Genomic DNA, 15,961 nt, shown 5'->3' on the forward strand with positions numbered 1-15,961 from the left:
AAAACCGCTACGACAGTTGGTCGTGGCGGTTTTATTGTGGTTTAAAGTAAGCTAACCAAGCGTTCAGTTAGCATTTGGGCGACATCACGGGCTTGCCAGAAACGGTCAACGAGTGGGGCAAAGGCATGATTTTGGCCCTGATATTGCACAAAAGTTGTATCAACGTCAGCTTGAGCCAAGTGTTGAGCATAGGCCCAGGCTTGTGGTCGGAAAGGATCGTATTCACCGATGCAAATCACGGTGTCCGGGGTGGTTGCTAAATTTGATTGATAAAGTGGTGCGATTAATGGCGCTTCATTTTGCCAACCTAGCGGTAAATAGTAATTGGTCATCGCAGTATCGACTTGTTTAAACAACTGATGGTAGTTGGTCAAAATGGTCTGTTGTGCTGGAATGATTGGGAACGCATTAATATCCCAGAGTGGCCCATGGTGATCAGCGCCTGGTGCGGTGACGGGATAGAGTAACAATTGTTGATTGATATTGTCGTTGCCTAATTGCCGATTCATACTGGCCACGCCCATGGCGATGTTTGCGCCCGCTGAATCCCCACCAATGGCAATTTTGACTTGTGGGTCTTTAGCTGTCAGGGATTGAATGACGGCGAGACCATCTAATAGCCCGGCTGGTGCAGGGTGTTCCGGTGCTAGGCCGTAATCAACATTGATGACTTCACAGTGACTTTGACTCGCAATCAATTTTAGTAGCACCGTATTATTTTGCGGGGTACCCCCATAAAAGGCGCCGCCGTGAAAATAAACCAAAAGTTGGTGCCCGATAATGACATCTGGTGTTAACCATTCGACGTTGACTGACCGCCCTAAATGGGTCAACGTCTCATTTCGAACGGTGACTTGTTGGCCAACTGGGTCCGTAATCGGTGGGGTCTGACTGCCAGCGCGTAGGGCCGTTAAATCATGACCTAACGTTGCGGGTGCTTTGTATTTGGCGAGGTCTTGTAAAACGAGTGGATCAAACTGCCCACTTTTAATATTTTGTGCCCACGGTTTAGTAATTTTAGTGACTTGATCAATAACCGTGGTACTTTCAATCACAGTATCTAACATTTGACGACTCCCCCTTAACCTTATTATTAAATAAATTATAAAGGGTGGGGGACCGGTCGGCGACTATTCTAAATAGTTAGCTTTGACAACAAATAAACTAAAAAAGCCCCCGCCGTAGCGAGGACTTAATCAAAGTCAGTTTAATCTAAAGTTGGTTTTAAAGCTAATGCTTTGGCGGCTTCTTCACTATCATCAAAGTGATGCTTCGTCCGACCTAAGATTTGATAATCTTCATGTCCTTTACCGGCAATCAAAACGACATCACCGGGTTTAGCTTGTTCAATTGCCTTGGCAATTGCTTCGTGACGATCGACATAGACGGGGACGTTGGCATCGGGTACGCCGGCCACCATGTCCTGCAAGATTGCGTCGGGATCTTCAGTCCGAGGATTATCCGACGTAAAGATTGGCTTAGTACTGCGTTGAACGGCAATTTTAGCCATCTTTGGTCGTTTTCCTTTATCACGATCACCACCACAACCAACGACACAATAAATGTCTTGCTTAGCGAAATCTTGGATGGTCTCTAAAGCATTGAGTAACCCGTCTGGCGTGTGTGAGTAGTCCACAATCACACTGACACCCGTGTGGGAAGGGACGGCTTGGAAACGGCCTTTAACACCGGGGACCTTTTCTAGTGACGCAATAATTTGGTCTTCAGGAATCCCACTCGCATAGGCGGCGGCAAAAGCAGCTAACATGTTGTAAACATTGAATTGCCCGATTAATTTCATGGTTACATGGGTTACATGACCAAAGACGGATAAGTCAAATTCAGTCCCATGACTCTTGATTTGAACATTTTGGGCATTGATCATGGCGTCTGGTTTTAAGCCAAACGTCAAGACATGGGCGGCGGTATATTGTTCAAATTCCTTACCAACGGGATCATCGGTGTTTAAGACTGCGACTTTAGCGGTCCCATTAGCATCATATTTATTGCCTAACTGGGCAAATAACATGGCTTTAGCTTCGGCATAGTTGGCCATAGTCTTATGGAAATCCAAATGGTCTTGCGTCAAATTAGTAAAGACCGCAATATCGTAATCGATGCCCCAAACCCGTCCTAGTACTAAGGCGATGGAAGAGACTTCCATTGCCACCGTATCAACCTTAGCATCGCGCATGGCAGCCAAGGTACGTTGGGTAGTGATGGCATCTGGTGTGGTATTAGCCGTTGGTAATTTTTCATCTTTAATTTTGCGATACATCGTACCAATCAAGCCAGTTGCTTGGTGTTGATCACGGTAGATTTGTTCGATTAAATGGGTGACGGTCGTTTTACCGTTCGTCCCAGTGACACCGATCATTCGCATCTTTTGGCTAGGTGCGCCGTAGAAGACATCTGCTAAAATCGCCATCGCACGTTCGGTATTGGCCACGTAAATAACGGGGACGTCTACGTGAATCGGCTTTTGTGCCACAATAATTTTGGCACCGGCCGCAACGGCTTGGTCGACCAACTCATGGCCATCCACGTGATAGCCATCGACAGCGATAAACATCGCACCAGGCTTGATTTCGCGAGTGTCTTGCGTCAACATCGTGACGTCAAAGTCAGTGGTTAAGGCGGGATCAACCTGTTTAAATTTTAAACTATTAATTAATTGACTTGCTTTCATAAATTTATACGTCCTTTGCAATAAATTCAGACTGGCCGAGGGCTAAATGCGCTCGGATTTACTCTTTCTAGGATACATGCAATTTCAAGAAAAGTCACCAATTGACAGTAAATTCTCACCGGATTTGCCAAGTATGCTTGGCCTTGATCCAAATCCAATGTAAGCCAAACGCACTTACAAATGCGAGCAACCAAGTCAGCCCATAACTTAGAATAATCAAGGCGCCTGGTTGTTGGGCAAACTTCGGTGCTAGCAACCACCACACGAGTTGTAGCCAAAAGACATTTGCCAAGTAGGCGCGATAGGCGTAAGTCGCCAACCAGTGAATCACGATTAAAAAGGCCGTTGGCTGCGCTAAATAATGGCTACCAAACCAGGCAATTAGCCCAATCACCGCCAGGGCATAAAGCGTCATTGAGGGCTGATAATAACTGGCATGGCTGAGTGTAACCGGGGTGCCAGTTTGCCAGAGTTGCCAATTGGTCCATAAAAAGCTACCGATAAAGGTGATAATTAGGCCACCGTGCCAGCGTTTAATTCTGGTTGTGGTTATCGGATTACTGCCAGCTATAGCGCCTAAAATACCATAAAGGCCAAAGCTTAAGGCCACCCGATCTAACAGTGCCCAGCCACGCGGAACTGCCCAAGCATAAATGCCCAACCAGCCGGCATAGCCGATGACAGTTAAGGTTAAGAGACTAGTCTGATGATGCGTCTGGTTGACTCGACGCATGAGCCACCAAAATATTGGCATTAAGAGAATGAATTGTAACATCATCGTGTTGTACCACAAATGCGGGGCCGCATTGCCATTAATGAATTGCCAACAAAATGTCCATAGGTTATGGAAGGGGGTACCTTGTTGTAACTGCGGCATGGTTACTAAGTAAAGCATTGTCCAACCAATCGTGGGCACAAAAAGGGCCGACCACTGTTGACGTAAGTAGTGACGATAGGTGGGAGGCTGTTGCCAAGTTGTCCGCATCGTGGTGTAAAGAATTCCGAAGATAAATGCGGGTGCCGTGAACTTCACAAAATTATAGAGGATGCCAATTTCGTGTTGCATGGCGACAGTGGGATGACAACTCAAAGTAAATGCTAGGACGGTTTGTAGCATGACCGCAGTACAGGCCGCGACTTTCATAAAGTCACCAATATCAGTTGATTCAGTTATTGTGGCTGTTTTAGGAATGAGTACTCACCTTCATTATGTTCAATATAGCTTTGTCACCGCTAAAATGCAATACAGATTGGTTGCGATGAGGACTAGCCCAAGGCGTTTATCGGTCCCCATCACCGTTGAAATCACCGGAGCTGGAAAATAGCGTTGTTAAATGCAGCAAAAAACGCCTGGAAGTCAAATTCCAGACGTTTTTAATAAACAAGCTATTTTTCAATGCCTAAGAAAGCGTCATGCAAGGCGTTCATGGCAACCTTTAAATCAGCTTCTTTAACCAATACCCAAATCGTGGTATAGCTATCAGTTGATTGTAAGATATCAATGTGTTGTGCACTTAAGGCGGTCACGATACGCGCCGTTACCCCAGGGGTCCCAGTAATACCGGCACCGACCACGGAAACTTTTGCACAGTTGGCAATCAATTGGTAATGGACATCGGCTTTGGTAAATAAGTCTTCAGCGACGGTTGCATCACCATTCACTAAGTTAAACACAACTTGATGTTGCGTAATATTAATAAAGTCGACGCTTAACCCATGTTGTGCCATTAATTGAAAGATTTCACTTGAACTGAGTTTGTCGGTTGGCACTGTGAATTGCGACAAATTGGTTTGATGCGCAATCCCAGTAACGGTCCGATAGTGTTCGATTTTAGTCGTTGTCCGGTCAGTAACCAAGGTCCCGAGTTCATCAGGCGCTTGATAAGTGGACCGAATCCGCATTGGCACGTGGGCTTGTTCGGCAATTTCCACGGCCCGGGGATGAATGACTTTAGCCCCTTCGTGCGCCATATTAGCGAGTTCTTCGTAGCTGATGGTTTCAATAAAGCGGGCATGCGTGACTAAGCGTGGATCGGCCGTCATCATACCGTTGACATCGGTAAAGATGTCAACGCGTTTAGCTTTTAAGGCGGCCCCTAAAATGGCCGCTGACGTATCAGAACCACCACGGCCAATCGTCGTGATATGACCATCTTCAGTTGCGCCTTGAAAACCAGTCACGATAACAACATCGGCGTCATCGAAAGCCGTTTGAATCGGTTTAGGATCAACCCGTAAAATCTTGGCGTTTTGGAATTCATCATTGGTAATGATACCAGCGTCGTGACCAGTCATGGCAACGACGTTTAAGCCTTGTTCGCGTGCCAATTCAGTAAAGACGGCCGTTGAGATGGTTTCACCAACGGACACTAACATATCGAGTTCGCGATTGGTTAACCGACTTTGGTCGCCATGAACTAGACCGAGTAGTGAATCAGTGGCATAAGGGGCACCTTTACGGCCAATGGCAGAAACCACGACAATGACTTTATCGCCTTGGTCAACGGCATATTGTACGTGGCGCAGCGCTTGTTTGCGCGCAGCGTCATCTTTGACGGACGTACCGCCAAATTTTTGAACAATAATTTCCATCAGGTTTAATACTCCTCAACTTGACTAGCGTGGGCATTAGCAGTTGGACTATCCATCAATTCATCAGCTTCGACGTAGATTTTATGCCACATCATGAAGGTTAAAACTGTCCATAACTTCCGGGAGTTGTCACGAACGCCTTCGCGGTGATCGGACAAAAGCTTCAAGAAGTAGGCTTTGTTAAAGTATTGGTCAGTTTGTGAGTCATTGATGATTTGTTCAGCCCAGCCGTACATTTCATCTTTTAACCAGAACCGAATTGGCACTGGGAATCCAAGCTTCTTACGGTGTAAAACGTGTTCTGGCACGACATCTTCAACGGCTTTACGCAAGATGTACTTCGTCGTCCCATGACTGATTCGCAAGTCGGCTGGAATTTCAGCGGCTAAGTTGTAAACTTCGCGGTCCACAAATGGGGTCCGTAGTTCCAAACTGTGTGCCATCGTCGTGCGATCAGCGTTGTGCAATAAGTCACCGTTTAACCAAGTATGCATGTCGATAAATTGCATCCGACTGATTGGATCGTAGTCGGTCGATTCATCGTAAAATGGTTGCGTAATAGATTGGAACGGATGATTTTGATTGTAGTCTTTAATGAAAGCTTGTTTTTCTTTTTCACCAAAGATAAAGGCATTGCCGACGTAACGATTTTCTAGTGGTGTCGTCCCGCGTAGCAAGAATGAGCGACCGCGCATCCCTTCTGGCATCATCATCGCAATCTTCTTTAACGCACCATTGATTGGTTTCGTGTAACGGAAGGGTTTCAATGATTCGGGTTCATGATAAATCGTGTAACCACCGAATAATTCATCAGCACCTTCACCAGTCAGCGCCACTTTAACGTGCTTGCGGGCTTCTTTGGCTAAGAAATACTGAGGAACAGCGGCCGGATCAGCCAATGGATCATCCATACTCCAAACGAAGTGTGGGAAGGCCTTCATAAAGGCTTCCGGGGTGATCGTCATGCTGTAGTTTTTAACGCCTAACTTTTCGGCGGTTTCTTGAGCGACATCTAATTCACTGTAGCCTTCACGTTCAAACCCAACGGAAATGGTTTCGAGGTTCGGGTTAAAGTTCTTCGCGATGGCCACAATAATGGAAGAATCGATCCCACCAGATAAGAACGACCCAACGGGCACATCAGAGCGCATATGGATTTTAACCGAGTCAAAGAGCGCATCTTTGATCTTACGGGCATATTCTTCTTCAGTCCGCTTAACGGGATGGAATTCACGATGATAGTAACGATCGATGCGTGGCGCATTACCAAGCTTCTTGGTCAATGAGCAACCAGGGGCTAACATCTTGATTTCTTTCGTTAAGGTTTCTGGTTCTGGAACGAATTGGAACGTCATATAATCTTGTAAGGCATCTTTATCGAAAGTCTTGTCTTTAAGAATCTTGTAAATCGATTTACTTTCAGATGCATAATAGAAATCATCACCATGAATGGCATAATAGAATGGTTTGATCCCAAATTGATCACGCGCAGCAAACAAGGTTTGTTCTTGCTTGTCCCAAATGACAAACGCAAACATCCCACGTAAGTATTTTGTCGCTTTTTCTTTATATTTGGCATACATGCCAAGAATAACTTCGGAATCCGAGTTGGTTTTAAATTCATAACCTTCTGTTTTAAGTTGTTCACGCAACTCAACATAGTTATAAATTTCCCCATTAAATGTCATCCAGTAACGTTCATTATCATATGAAAGAGGTTGGTGGCCACCTTCTAAGTCAATGATACTTAGACGGCGGAACCCCATCGTAATATGATCATCAGCAAAATAACCGTCATCATCGGGTCCCCGATGGACAATCATTTTTGTCATGTTATGGATGGTCTGATCGTAAGCTTCATTATCAGCCTTAGTCCGATCAGTTAAGCAACCAGCAAAACCGCACATGTATGTTCATCTCTCAATCTTTAAGGTATAAGTTAATTACAATTATGAATACTCATGATTCGTTGCTAATTTACACGATTATTAGCGGGAAGTAAAGCTATCTCGCGTTTTGTAATCGTTTCTTACTGAATTATTTGAGTAAAAATCACTGATTATTGAAAAAAGTTTTGGTAACCAGCAAATAAATGGCCTTGAAATGGATATTAATGAGTATACTTCCATCATTATACTTGGTTTAAGATGGAAGATAAAGCTGTAACAGTAATTCAAACGGTTTCAAAAGTAAAACAAATTTAATATTACAAATGCGTTTTCAGAAAATAATCCCACTTATTCCAGTTTGATTGTTACAAAATATTACAGAATTGGTCTAATGTTACATTCTGACCTCGAAATAGTAATAAACCTGCTATTGGTTTGTTACATCTGGCCGGTATACTTTGTTCTTGTTGTTAAGCGCGGCGATCAAATGGTCACACCCGCTTTTGTTACTTGGATTAAATTAGGAGTGAAGAGAAGTTTTTATGAAGATTAAGAGTTTAGTATTATCAACCGTTGCAGCTGCTGGATTATTGGTATTCGGGGCAGCCGCTGCTAACGCCGACACAGTTACAGTTAAAGCCGGCGACACGGTGAGTTCAATTGCCAATGCCAACAACACGACGGTAAAGGCAATCGAATCAGCTAACTCCTTGGAAAACGTGAACTTGATTTTCGTTGGCCAAGAATTAGAAGTTAATGGTACAACGACCCAAACTTCAACAACTACTAGCAGCAATCAAGCCGCAGCGTCAACGACGACGGCTACGCCAGCTGCATCATCGACTACTGATAACACAACTAGCACGAGCACAACCAGCTCAAGTGACAGTTCTGCTAAAGCTTGGATCGCTAACAAAGAATCTGGCGGTTCATACAGCGCCCGGAACGGTCAATATATCGGTAAATACCAATTAAGTTCATCATACTTAAATGGTGATTACTCAGCTGCCAACCAAGAACGCGTGGCCAATAGCTACGTGGCTTCACGTTACGGCTCATGGGCCGCAGCACAAGCCCATTGGCAAGCTAACGGCTGGTACTAAGATCAGCGTTAACGTTAAATTTTAAAATAAGTCTAAGTCAAAAAACAGGCAGTCACGAATTTCGTGGCTGCCTGTTTTTTTGCGCGCCTTTTTAGCAAAGAAAAGTGGTCGCTATAATATAGAAGTAAACTTATTTTTCAAACGGGTTTGGCAAGCCGTTGGCACGTTTTTCTGCTTGGGCGACTGCCAATTCAGCCGTCACCAAGGCTTGCGCATTGGGCTGCCGATATAAGTTGAGCTTGAAGTCGACTTCTTGTAAGTTTTGCATGATTTTGGCCTGTTGGTCTAAGATTGCTTGCCGGTGGGTACTTAATAGGTGTTGTCGTTGCGGAATCGTGGTTGGTCCTTGCATGACATAGGCAATGTATTGCCGAATATCAGCGATCTTCATACCAGTGTCTTTTAAACAACAAATCGTATGCAATAGGTGTAGATCGCCATCGGTAAAGACCCGATAACCAGCTGCGTTGCGACTAACGAATGGGAGTAACCCTTGTTTGTCGTAAAAACGTAACGTATAAATTGATAGGCCAGTTTTGTCGGCGACCGCTTTAATGGAATAAGTCATTTTATTTTCTCCTGACACTTGCCCTAGAGTATTGTCGAGGGTTTATATTATGGACAAGCTTAACGAAAAAACGGGTTAAAGACAAGGAGTTTATTAAAAATGAAACCATTAGTATTAGTGACCGGCGGTAATGGCTTTTTAGCCGAACACTTATTGCAACGCTTATTAACAGCGGGCTATCCAGTCCGGGCAACGCTAAGGACGTTAGCTAAAGCGGATCAAGTCAAGCAAGCGTTGGCCGCCCAACACGTCGCACATTTAGACCGACTGACGTTTGTGACGGCGGATTTAACCCGTGATGCTGATTGGCCAGTGGCGATGCAAGGCGTGGGGATTGTCTTGAGTGTGGCCGCCCCAGTATTTGTTAACGGTGAAACGGTTGATAACACGGTGACGCAAGCTGCTAAGGAAGGCACTTTACGGATTTTAAAAGCAGCTGAACAAGCTGGTGTCAAGCGCGTCGTCATGACGGGCAATCTTGGTGCGGTGGGGTTTAGTCGGTTAGATCATAGTCGGCCGGTCACTGAGGCTGATTGGACGGATCCGGACCAACCGGGATTATCTTTATATGAAACCTCTAAGTTGATAGCGGAACAAAGTGCCTGGACGTATATGCAGCAATCAGCATCAAGCATGACGCTCACGACGGTTAACGCAGGCGCGATGTTAGGACCAGCGCTTGATCAACATGTTTCCGGTAGTTTTGGGTTAGTAGATCGCTTATTAAAGGGTCAAGCCACGCCTAACTTGGGGGTCAACATTGTTGATGTCCGTGATGTCGCTGACTTACAACTCCGGGCGATGACTGATCCGGCGGCGGCTGGTGAACGATTTTTAGCGGTGGCTGATACCGGGGTGACCACACAGCAAATGATCCAATTGATTCGCACTAAACGGCCAACGCTAGCGCCACAATTACCGCAGCATCTCATTCCCAAAGCCGTCGTTAGCTTGATTGCACCATTTAATGCAACGGTGCGTGAAGCCCGGTTAATGATGCGTTTAAATCATCAAGTGAGCAATCAAAAAGCCCAGCGTCTATTAGGGTGGCAACCGCAGTACACTAGCGATGACACGATTTTAGCGGCAGTTGATCAATTAACGCAAAAATAATTGTTAAAAAGGCTTGCCTTGCAGTTACTTGAAGGTCCTATGATAAGGTCATTCAATTAACAGGAGGTCATTGACGATGACAAATATTTTAATTATTGGGGCAACGGGGACGGTTGGCAGTATGACGCGGCAATATTTACGTGAACATACGGATGATCAGTTAACTTTGATGGCGCGCAATACGCGGCGGCTGGGAACGATTGATTCAGCACGTGAAACCGTGGTTACCGGCAGTGTCACGGATGCGGCGGCGTTGCAAACGGCCTTACAAGGGCAAGATGTCGTTTTTGCAGCTTTGAGTGGCAACTTAAAGGCGATGGCCCAAGCCCTAGTTGCTGGAATGACGCAAGCCGGTGTTGATCGGTTGCTCTTTATTACGTCAATGGGGATTTATAACGAGATCCCGGCCAGTGTAGGTGCTGGTGGTAACTTGGCAGGTAATCCAATCTTACAAACGTATCGCGATGCCGCCGATGTCATTGAAGCATCCGCGCTAAACTACACAACGATTCGGCCAGGGTGGTTTGATAATGGTGCGGATACTGATTATCAAGTGACTAAAAAAGGGGAACCATTTGGTGGTCACGATGTTTCGGTTAAAAGTATCGCCATATTGAGGGTCATGCGACTTGCCCATGACCCTCAATATGGCGCACGTGATAGCCTAGGCATTAATCGGAAGTAGCGGTGGTTAGATTGACAACAACTGATGTCGTTGCCCTTTATCGGACGTACAATCGCGCCATGGCTGCACGCGATACTAGCACATTAAATCAGATCTTAGCCCCTAGTTTTACGCTGACACATATGACTGGCTACCGCCAAGCCCGGGCTGACTGGTTGGCGCAAATCGAAGATGGCACGATGGGTTATCAAGCGTCTAAAGAAAAACAGGTGAATGTTGAACGTGTTGATGACACGCATTGGCATTTGATTGGTCAAAGCTTAGTGACCGCCGCCGTTTATGGTGGGGCAACCCAGGATTGGCCGTTAACGAGTGATATGCAGGTGGTCGAGCTGAATCAGCAGTTACAAATTTTAAATGTCGTAGTAACGACCTATTAAAAAATCGCGTTGACTTTAATTAGCACAAGTCAACGCGATTTTTTTAAGCCCAACCAACAAGCCGGATCAACGCCATGGCAATCACGCCAGTAATGACGACGGCTAAGAGACTCTTGGTCAAGATACCAGCACCAATGGCCGGAATTGAAGCGTAAATATTGGCTAGGTTAAAGCCTGGCCAGTGTCCAGCGTGTTAAACGAGCAAGTTTTCAATGAAAATTGCGGTCATAATCGCCACGGGGACAAATGAGAGAAATTCAATTAACCATTTTGGAACGGTCAAATTTTTAATCAAGACGAATGGTACGACGCGGGATAGCCAAGTGACAAGGCCACACCATAAAATCGTGAGTAAGACATAAAGGGTCATTTGGGTGTCACCACCATTCCAAAGCCACAACCACATAAAGTGGCAATTAATAGGGCGATATTACCTGGGAACCACCGCATTAGGAAATACATCAAGATTGCCACAAATAAGACCACGATCAATTGGGTCCGCAAGGTCTTACTACGATCGGTGATGATTTGCAGATAGAGTAAGCCGATAAACATGCCGACTACCGCAAAATCCAGGCCAAACTGGTTCGGGTCAGCAATGAGATTCCCTAACAAACAACCGATGACCGTCGCAATCGCCCAGACAACGTAGGCCAATAAGTTAGCCCCATGCATCCAACGTGGGCTTAAAGTTTGCTTGGTTTGATTAAGTTTGTTCATGCTAAGTGCAAACGTTTCATCGGTTAAGAGCGTCCCGATGGCGATGTTATGCGCTAAGGAATCCTTTTTAAAGTATTGGGCGATGGACATGCTCATTAAAATCATCCGTGAGTTAATGAGAAAAGTGGAGAGCACAATGGCCGAAATCGGACTGCCGGCGAGTAACATACTGATCATAATAAACTGAGCGGACCCGGCGTAGACGATTAGTGACATGATTAAAACGGCTAAAACGGATAAATGACTGGTGTTAGCGACGATGCCCATCGCTAGGCCCACGCCAATATAGCCGAATAAGGTTGGAACCACGTCTTTTAAGCCGCTTTTAAATGTTAATTCAGCATTGATAGCAATGCGCCTCCTTTTTATATGTATGGTTTTGGCAGACAAGGGCGAAGTCGACTAGATGTCAGGACCGTTTGACACCGGACTATCCCTAAAAACCGATACCTACTAGTCTACACTTTTTGGTGAAAATAATGAAGATTATTATCATTACATTTTAATTTTTAGGCCATGAAATTATTGCTTGCATTTGTTCGTCAGTGGGCGTAACATAAGCTCATTGATTTTGAGAAAGGACAAATGGTGAGAGAAATGACTCTGGAACAATTAGCAGCCCAAAGTGGGGTCGCTGCTGATAAAATCGTTGCCTACACTAAAGCGGGCTTATTACCTTGTAAAGATGAACATGCCACGTTTAGTGCTGACGATCAATATTGGCTAGATATGGTCAATTGCTTCTTAGAAAATGGCTCATCCCTTGAGGATCTAAAAGATTTGATGCCACTTTGCGAGCAATGTGCAGCAAATTAAGATAAGCTAAATGCAATTATTTTTAACGCGATATTTTGGTCACGAAGCCAAAGTATCGCGTTTTTAGATTACTCGGGACATAAAAAGGATTGCTACAACGTAACGTCGTGGCCAACAAAAAAGGCGTGTTCGCATTGCATTTGCGAACACGTCTTTTGACGTTAAGTGTCACGGTGAAGCGTTAGAATTTAGTTACTACTTTTTGCTTCTTGAATCATGCTAGCCATTGCTTGAGCTTGATACTTAGCAGCAGCGGCTTTTTCGAGCTTAGCTAATTGGGCTTTACTCATGGTTGGATTCTTAACCATTGCGGCTTTGACTTCGTTTTCAACATAGACTTTAGCCCGCGACTTCAAGGTCTTTTGTTGTTGTTTAACGAGTTGACTCAACTTTTTAGCTTGGGTCGTACTTAAAACGACCCAGCTCTTCTTCACATAGAAGGTATTTTGGCGTTTAATTAATTGTTTATTGTTATCTGCAATACTAAACCAGAACTTCATGGCGTTACTGGTGTATTCCCAACGGGTGGTTTTGGTGACCAACTTGGTCGTGCCAGTGGTCTTTTTAACCGTGTTAGTCGTCTTAACACTTGCAGCTGTGTGACTCACTTTCTTTTGACTAGCGGTTTGTTTATAAATATAAACCCGGTGCTTGTCAGCAGTCCCCACTGATTGATATAACAACAAGTCCATGGCTTTGCTGCTACCAGCCGAAGCTAATGTCGTGGTTTTAGTGGTGGTGACTTGCTTCATCCCAAAGTGATGGCTATCGTTAGCGACAACGCCAACTAGTGACCCGACTAAGGCAATCCCGAAGATGCCGGTCAAGATGAGCCGAGTTGCGGACGATTTCATATAAACGAAGGTTAAGAATAACGCAATCGTACTAATTACTAATAAAACGAGAATCATTAGTCTTGGACCTCCTTCGTTACTGGTTTAACTGAATGTGCTTTGCCCTTCATAAAGAAAGCGACCACTAAGCCAACGAGACAGAAGGCGACCGCAACGTAGAACGCGGCGTGATAGCCATTTAAAGTGGCATCAAAGTATTTGTCTTTGTATGATAATGGGTTGCTCTTAATCAAGCTGTGCGCTGGCTTTTGATCAGCAGTGACGTTTGATAAGACGGAAGTTAAAATCGCAGTCCCAATTGAACTGGCAATTTGACGCGTCGTGTTGTTGACGGCGGTCCCATGGCCCATCATATCAACTGGTAAAGCGTTCATCCCAGCAGTAGTTGCGGGCATCATAACCATTGAAATCCCAAACATCCGTAAAGCATACAAGATGACGATATAGACTGTTGCCGTATTGCGGGTGATGAAGATAAATGGAATTGTCCCAGCGGTTAATAAGAACATCCCTAAGATTGATAGGCGTTTAGCCCCAAAACGGTCAAAGGCGCGACCGGTAATTGGACTCATAACCCCCATCATCAAGGCCCCAGCAAGCAAGGTTAACCCAGAGTGGAACGCTGAGAAGCCATGAATGATTTGTAAGTACAATGGAATGACCATTTCGGCCCCAACCATCGCCATGTTGGTTACAGAGCTTAAAATCGCGGCAACCGTAAACTCAGCATGCTTGAAGACGCGGAATTCCAAGAAAGGTTTTTCCATCGTCAATTGACGCCAAACAAAGAGGGCAATGAAGATAACCCCAACGATTAAAGTCGTTAAAACTTTGGCTGAAGTCCAGCCGTCGTCCCCAACTGATGAGAAGCCATATAGGAGGCTCCCAAAACCAAGGGTTGACATGGCTAATGATAAGAAGTCGAGTTTTGGTTTTGAGGTTTCCAAGACGTTGGCCATAAAGAAGAAGCCGGCGATCAAGACGATCGCTACGATTGGGATGATCATCCCAAATAAGTCACGCCAGCTCATGTTATCAATGACCCAACCAGAAAGGGTCGGGCCAATGGCAGGTGCTAAACCGATGACGATCCCGGCCATCCCCATGGCAGCCCCACGTTTATCAGCGGGGAAAATCGTTAACATAATCGTTTGTAAGAGTGGCATCGTAACCCCGACCCCAACGGCTTGGATCAAACGACCAGTTAATAATAGTTGGAAATTAGGTGCGGTAAAACAAATAATCGTCCCAATTTCAAAAATCGTCATGGCTGATAAGTACAACCATTTCGTGCTAAAGCGGGTGCTTAGCCAAGCACTAACGGGAATCATGATCCCGTTGACTAATAAGAAGCCGGTTGTTAACCATTGCACCGTGGAAGTGGTAATATCGAAGGCCTTCATTAAAGTTGGAAAGGCGGTCGTTAAAATCGTTTGGTTAAGCACGGTACAAAAAGTACCAACTAATAAAATTGCAATGAGCAAACCTCGTTTGTATGGTTTCCCATTCGTATCAACAGCAGTTGACAAGTAAATCCCTTCTCTCTAAAAAACTACGTTGTCTAATATAATCGGATTTGCTATTTTTGTCAACAAACTTGACACGAATATTAAAAAATATATACTTAATACTGGAAATCATAGAAAAGAGGCTATTTCGTGAACAATCAAAACGAGTTGTTTTTTAAAAACTTCAAAGCGCAAATCAATAAACACCAATTCACCGTCGGTATTAGCGACTTAGCAAAGACGACTGGGGTGTCACAGACCCAACTACGTTATTGGGAACAAAAGGGTTACATTCATAGTGCTAAGGCTACTGAGAAGAATACGACCCATCGGTTTTCATATGGAACTTTAATGCGGGTTCACTTCATTAAAGCGATGTTAGATGAAGGATTTACGTTAGCGGCGGCGGCCCAAATGGCCAGTCAACGTTCAAACCAAATGGAAATGATGCGCATTTTTGTCATGAATGCCTTTCAAGGCATGGAAGAGCGGGAAGGCCATCATATGATTAACTTAGGGTACTTTGACGAAGCCCATACAAAAGTTTTATATTGTTATATTGCGGATGAAACGGTTCATTACCGGGTTTTTCCAGAAAATAAGACTAATGACGCTGCCTTCTAGCTTGTGAAAACGATTAATTAATGGTAAATTTAAGGCGGTAAGAGTCGGTAAGTCACTCGGACAATCAAGTTTTCCGCTTGCCAATCGATCTAATGGCTGGATTGGCTGTTGTCATGTTGGTCGTGTTTTGAAGTTTAACTTTGCAAAAGGATTTACAACAGAGCGCGAAACAGCGCTGAGAGATGCCTGGCATGTACCAGGTAGTGATCGTGCATAAAACAACGTGTAATCGAATTCTAGAAGTAGTGTTCAATTGTCCGGTGATGATTCTTACTAGTGGGGCCCAAGTGATGCGGGAAAGCTTGGGTCTCTTTTTTGTTAGAGTGTGAGCGAGGGTGGGTTGCCAGTGAGCATTGCTACGCTAAGTCAATTAGCCGGCGTTCTTCCGGCTGGTTGACTTAGCGTAGCAAGCGGAGCTGG

At 44.8% G+C, this 15,961-nt stretch carries 15 protein-coding genes and 1 pseudogene; 6 read left to right on the top strand and 10 right to left on the bottom strand.

What is annotated here, in order from left to right; genetic code table 11:
- Positions 1 to 41 precede the first annotated feature (41 nt).
- The 5 genes from FFM75_RS07045 to asnB form a co-directional block, all read right to left on the bottom strand.
- Positions 42 to 1,067: an alpha/beta hydrolase gene (locus FFM75_RS07045; protein ID WP_137628487.1), complete on the bottom strand. Its 1,026-nt coding sequence runs from the start codon at positions 1,065 to 1,067 to the stop codon at positions 42 to 44.
- Positions 1,068 to 1,207: 140 nt separating this feature from the next.
- A complete protein-coding gene (locus FFM75_RS07050) occupies positions 1,208 to 2,689 on the bottom strand; it encodes a UDP-N-acetylmuramoyl-L-alanyl-D-glutamate--2,6-diaminopimelate ligase (protein ID WP_137628488.1) in 1,482 nt (493 codons plus the stop codon).
- 115 nt (positions 2,690 to 2,804) lie between these two features.
- Entirely contained in the window at positions 2,805 to 3,833 is a 1,029-nt protein-coding gene (locus FFM75_RS07055; RefSeq protein WP_137628489.1) for an acyltransferase family protein, read from the bottom strand.
- A gap of 242 nt (positions 3,834 to 4,075) precedes the next feature.
- Positions 4,076 to 5,281, bottom strand: coding sequence for an aspartate kinase (gene dapG / locus FFM75_RS07060; protein ID WP_137628490.1), 1,206 nt, complete (start codon positions 5,279 to 5,281; stop codon positions 4,076 to 4,078).
- Between the two features lie 5 nt (positions 5,282 to 5,286).
- Positions 5,287 to 7,188: an asparagine synthase (glutamine-hydrolyzing) gene (gene asnB, locus FFM75_RS07065; RefSeq protein ID WP_137628491.1), complete on the bottom strand. Its 1,902-nt coding sequence runs from the start codon at positions 7,186 to 7,188 to the stop codon at positions 5,287 to 5,289.
- A gap of 524 nt (positions 7,189 to 7,712) precedes the next feature.
- Between asnB and apf the strand changes: the two genes are divergently transcribed.
- Positions 7,713 to 8,273: an aggregation-promoting factor gene (gene apf, locus FFM75_RS07070; RefSeq protein ID WP_137628492.1), complete on the top strand. Its 561-nt coding sequence runs from the start codon at positions 7,713 to 7,715 to the stop codon at positions 8,271 to 8,273.
- Positions 8,274 to 8,403: 130 nt separating this feature from the next.
- Here the strand turns inward: apf and FFM75_RS07075 are convergent, their stop codons facing one another.
- A complete protein-coding gene (locus tag FFM75_RS07075; protein WP_137628493.1) occupies positions 8,404 to 8,841 on the bottom strand; it encodes a MerR family transcriptional regulator in 438 nt (145 codons plus the stop codon).
- A 99-nt stretch (positions 8,842 to 8,940) separates the two neighbouring features.
- On the opposite strand from FFM75_RS07075, the gene FFM75_RS07080 reads away from it, so the two are divergent.
- The 3 genes from FFM75_RS07080 to FFM75_RS07090 all read left to right on the top strand — a co-directional run bounded on the left by FFM75_RS07080 (position 8,941) and on the right by FFM75_RS07090 (position 11,019).
- On the top strand, positions 8,941 to 9,954 hold the full coding sequence (locus tag FFM75_RS07080) for an NAD-dependent epimerase/dehydratase family protein (RefSeq protein ID WP_137628494.1): 1,014 nt from the start codon (positions 8,941 to 8,943) through the stop codon (positions 9,952 to 9,954).
- A 76-nt stretch (positions 9,955 to 10,030) separates the two neighbouring features.
- Positions 10,031 to 10,639 carry an NAD(P)H-binding protein gene (locus FFM75_RS07085; protein WP_137628495.1) on the top strand — a complete coding sequence of 203 codons (609 nt, stop codon included), beginning with the start codon at positions 10,031 to 10,033 and terminating at the stop codon, positions 10,637 to 10,639.
- A gap of 11 nt (positions 10,640 to 10,650) precedes the next feature.
- Positions 10,651 to 11,019: a nuclear transport factor 2 family protein gene (locus FFM75_RS07090; protein WP_137628496.1), complete on the top strand. Its 369-nt coding sequence runs from the start codon at positions 10,651 to 10,653 to the stop codon at positions 11,017 to 11,019.
- Positions 11,020 to 11,062: 43 nt separating this feature from the next.
- On the opposite strand, the pseudogene FFM75_RS07095 reads toward FFM75_RS07090, so the two are convergent.
- Together FFM75_RS07095 and FFM75_RS07100 are read right to left on the bottom strand one after the other, a co-directional pair.
- Positions 11,063 to 11,389, bottom strand: a pseudogene (locus FFM75_RS07095) (AzlD domain-containing protein).
- Positions 11,386 to 12,087: an AzlC family ABC transporter permease gene (locus tag FFM75_RS07100; RefSeq protein ID WP_137628546.1), complete on the bottom strand. Its 702-nt coding sequence runs from the start codon at positions 12,085 to 12,087 to the stop codon at positions 11,386 to 11,388. The pseudogene FFM75_RS07095 and the gene FFM75_RS07100 overlap by 4 nt, the downstream one beginning before the upstream one ends.
- Before the next feature lie 249 nt (positions 12,088 to 12,336).
- Between FFM75_RS07100 and FFM75_RS07105 the strand changes: the two genes are divergently transcribed.
- Positions 12,337 to 12,555: a helix-turn-helix domain-containing protein gene (locus FFM75_RS07105; RefSeq protein WP_137628547.1), complete on the top strand. Its 219-nt coding sequence runs from the start codon at positions 12,337 to 12,339 to the stop codon at positions 12,553 to 12,555.
- A 188-nt stretch (positions 12,556 to 12,743) separates the two neighbouring features.
- On the opposite strand, the gene FFM75_RS07110 is transcribed toward FFM75_RS07105, so the two are convergent.
- Both FFM75_RS07110 and FFM75_RS07115 read right to left on the bottom strand, forming a co-directional pair.
- The gene (locus FFM75_RS07110) at positions 12,744 to 13,466 is read right to left on the bottom strand and encodes a DUF4811 domain-containing protein (protein WP_137628497.1); all 723 of its coding nucleotides are present in this window, start codon (positions 13,464 to 13,466) and stop codon (positions 12,744 to 12,746) included.
- A complete protein-coding gene (locus FFM75_RS07115; RefSeq protein WP_137628498.1) occupies positions 13,466 to 14,938 on the bottom strand; it encodes an MDR family MFS transporter in 1,473 nt (490 codons plus the stop codon). Before FFM75_RS07115 ends, FFM75_RS07110 begins: the two co-directional genes overlap by 1 nt.
- 129 nt (positions 14,939 to 15,067) lie before the next feature.
- Here FFM75_RS07115 and FFM75_RS07120 point away from each other — a divergent pair, with 129 nt between their 5' ends.
- Positions 15,068 to 15,541: a MerR family transcriptional regulator gene (locus FFM75_RS07120; protein ID WP_137628499.1), complete on the top strand. Its 474-nt coding sequence runs from the start codon at positions 15,068 to 15,070 to the stop codon at positions 15,539 to 15,541.
- Positions 15,542 to 15,961: the final 420 nt, after the last annotated feature.

The sequence above is a fragment of the Lactiplantibacillus daowaiensis genome (genome assembly GCF_005405085.1).
In the GTDB taxonomy this organism is placed as follows: Bacteria; Bacillota; Bacilli; order Lactobacillales; family Lactobacillaceae; genus Lactiplantibacillus; species Lactiplantibacillus daowaiensis.

Excerpts from the sequence above, each read along its gene's own strand:
- FFM75_RS07045 (WP_137628487.1), bottom strand. The coding sequence starts at position 1,067 with ATGTTAGATACTGTGATTGAAAGTACCACGGTTATTGATCAAGTCACT.
- FFM75_RS07050 (WP_137628488.1), bottom strand. The coding sequence starts at position 2,689 with ATGAAAGCAAGTCAATTAATTAATAGTTTAAAATTTAAACAGGTTGAT.
- FFM75_RS07055 (WP_137628489.1), bottom strand. The coding sequence starts at position 3,833 with ATGAAAGTCGCGGCCTGTACTGCGGTCATGCTACAAACCGTCCTAGCA.
- dapG (WP_137628490.1), bottom strand. The coding sequence starts at position 5,281 with ATGGAAATTATTGTTCAAAAATTTGGCGGTACGTCCGTCAAAGATGAC.
- asnB (WP_137628491.1), bottom strand. The coding sequence starts at position 7,188 with ATGTGCGGTTTTGCTGGTTGCTTAACTGATCGGACTAAGGCTGATAAT.
- apf (WP_137628492.1), top strand. The coding sequence starts at position 7,713 with ATGAAGATTAAGAGTTTAGTATTATCAACCGTTGCAGCTGCTGGATTA.
- FFM75_RS07075 (WP_137628493.1), bottom strand. The coding sequence starts at position 8,841 with ATGACTTATTCCATTAAAGCGGTCGCCGACAAAACTGGCCTATCAATT.
- FFM75_RS07080 (WP_137628494.1), top strand. The coding sequence starts at position 8,941 with ATGAAACCATTAGTATTAGTGACCGGCGGTAATGGCTTTTTAGCCGAA.
- FFM75_RS07085 (WP_137628495.1), top strand. The coding sequence starts at position 10,031 with ATGACAAATATTTTAATTATTGGGGCAACGGGGACGGTTGGCAGTATG.
- FFM75_RS07105 (WP_137628547.1), top strand. The coding sequence starts at position 12,337 with ATGACTCTGGAACAATTAGCAGCCCAAAGTGGGGTCGCTGCTGATAAA.
- FFM75_RS07110 (WP_137628497.1), bottom strand. The coding sequence starts at position 13,466 with ATGATTCTCGTTTTATTAGTAATTAGTACGATTGCGTTATTCTTAACC.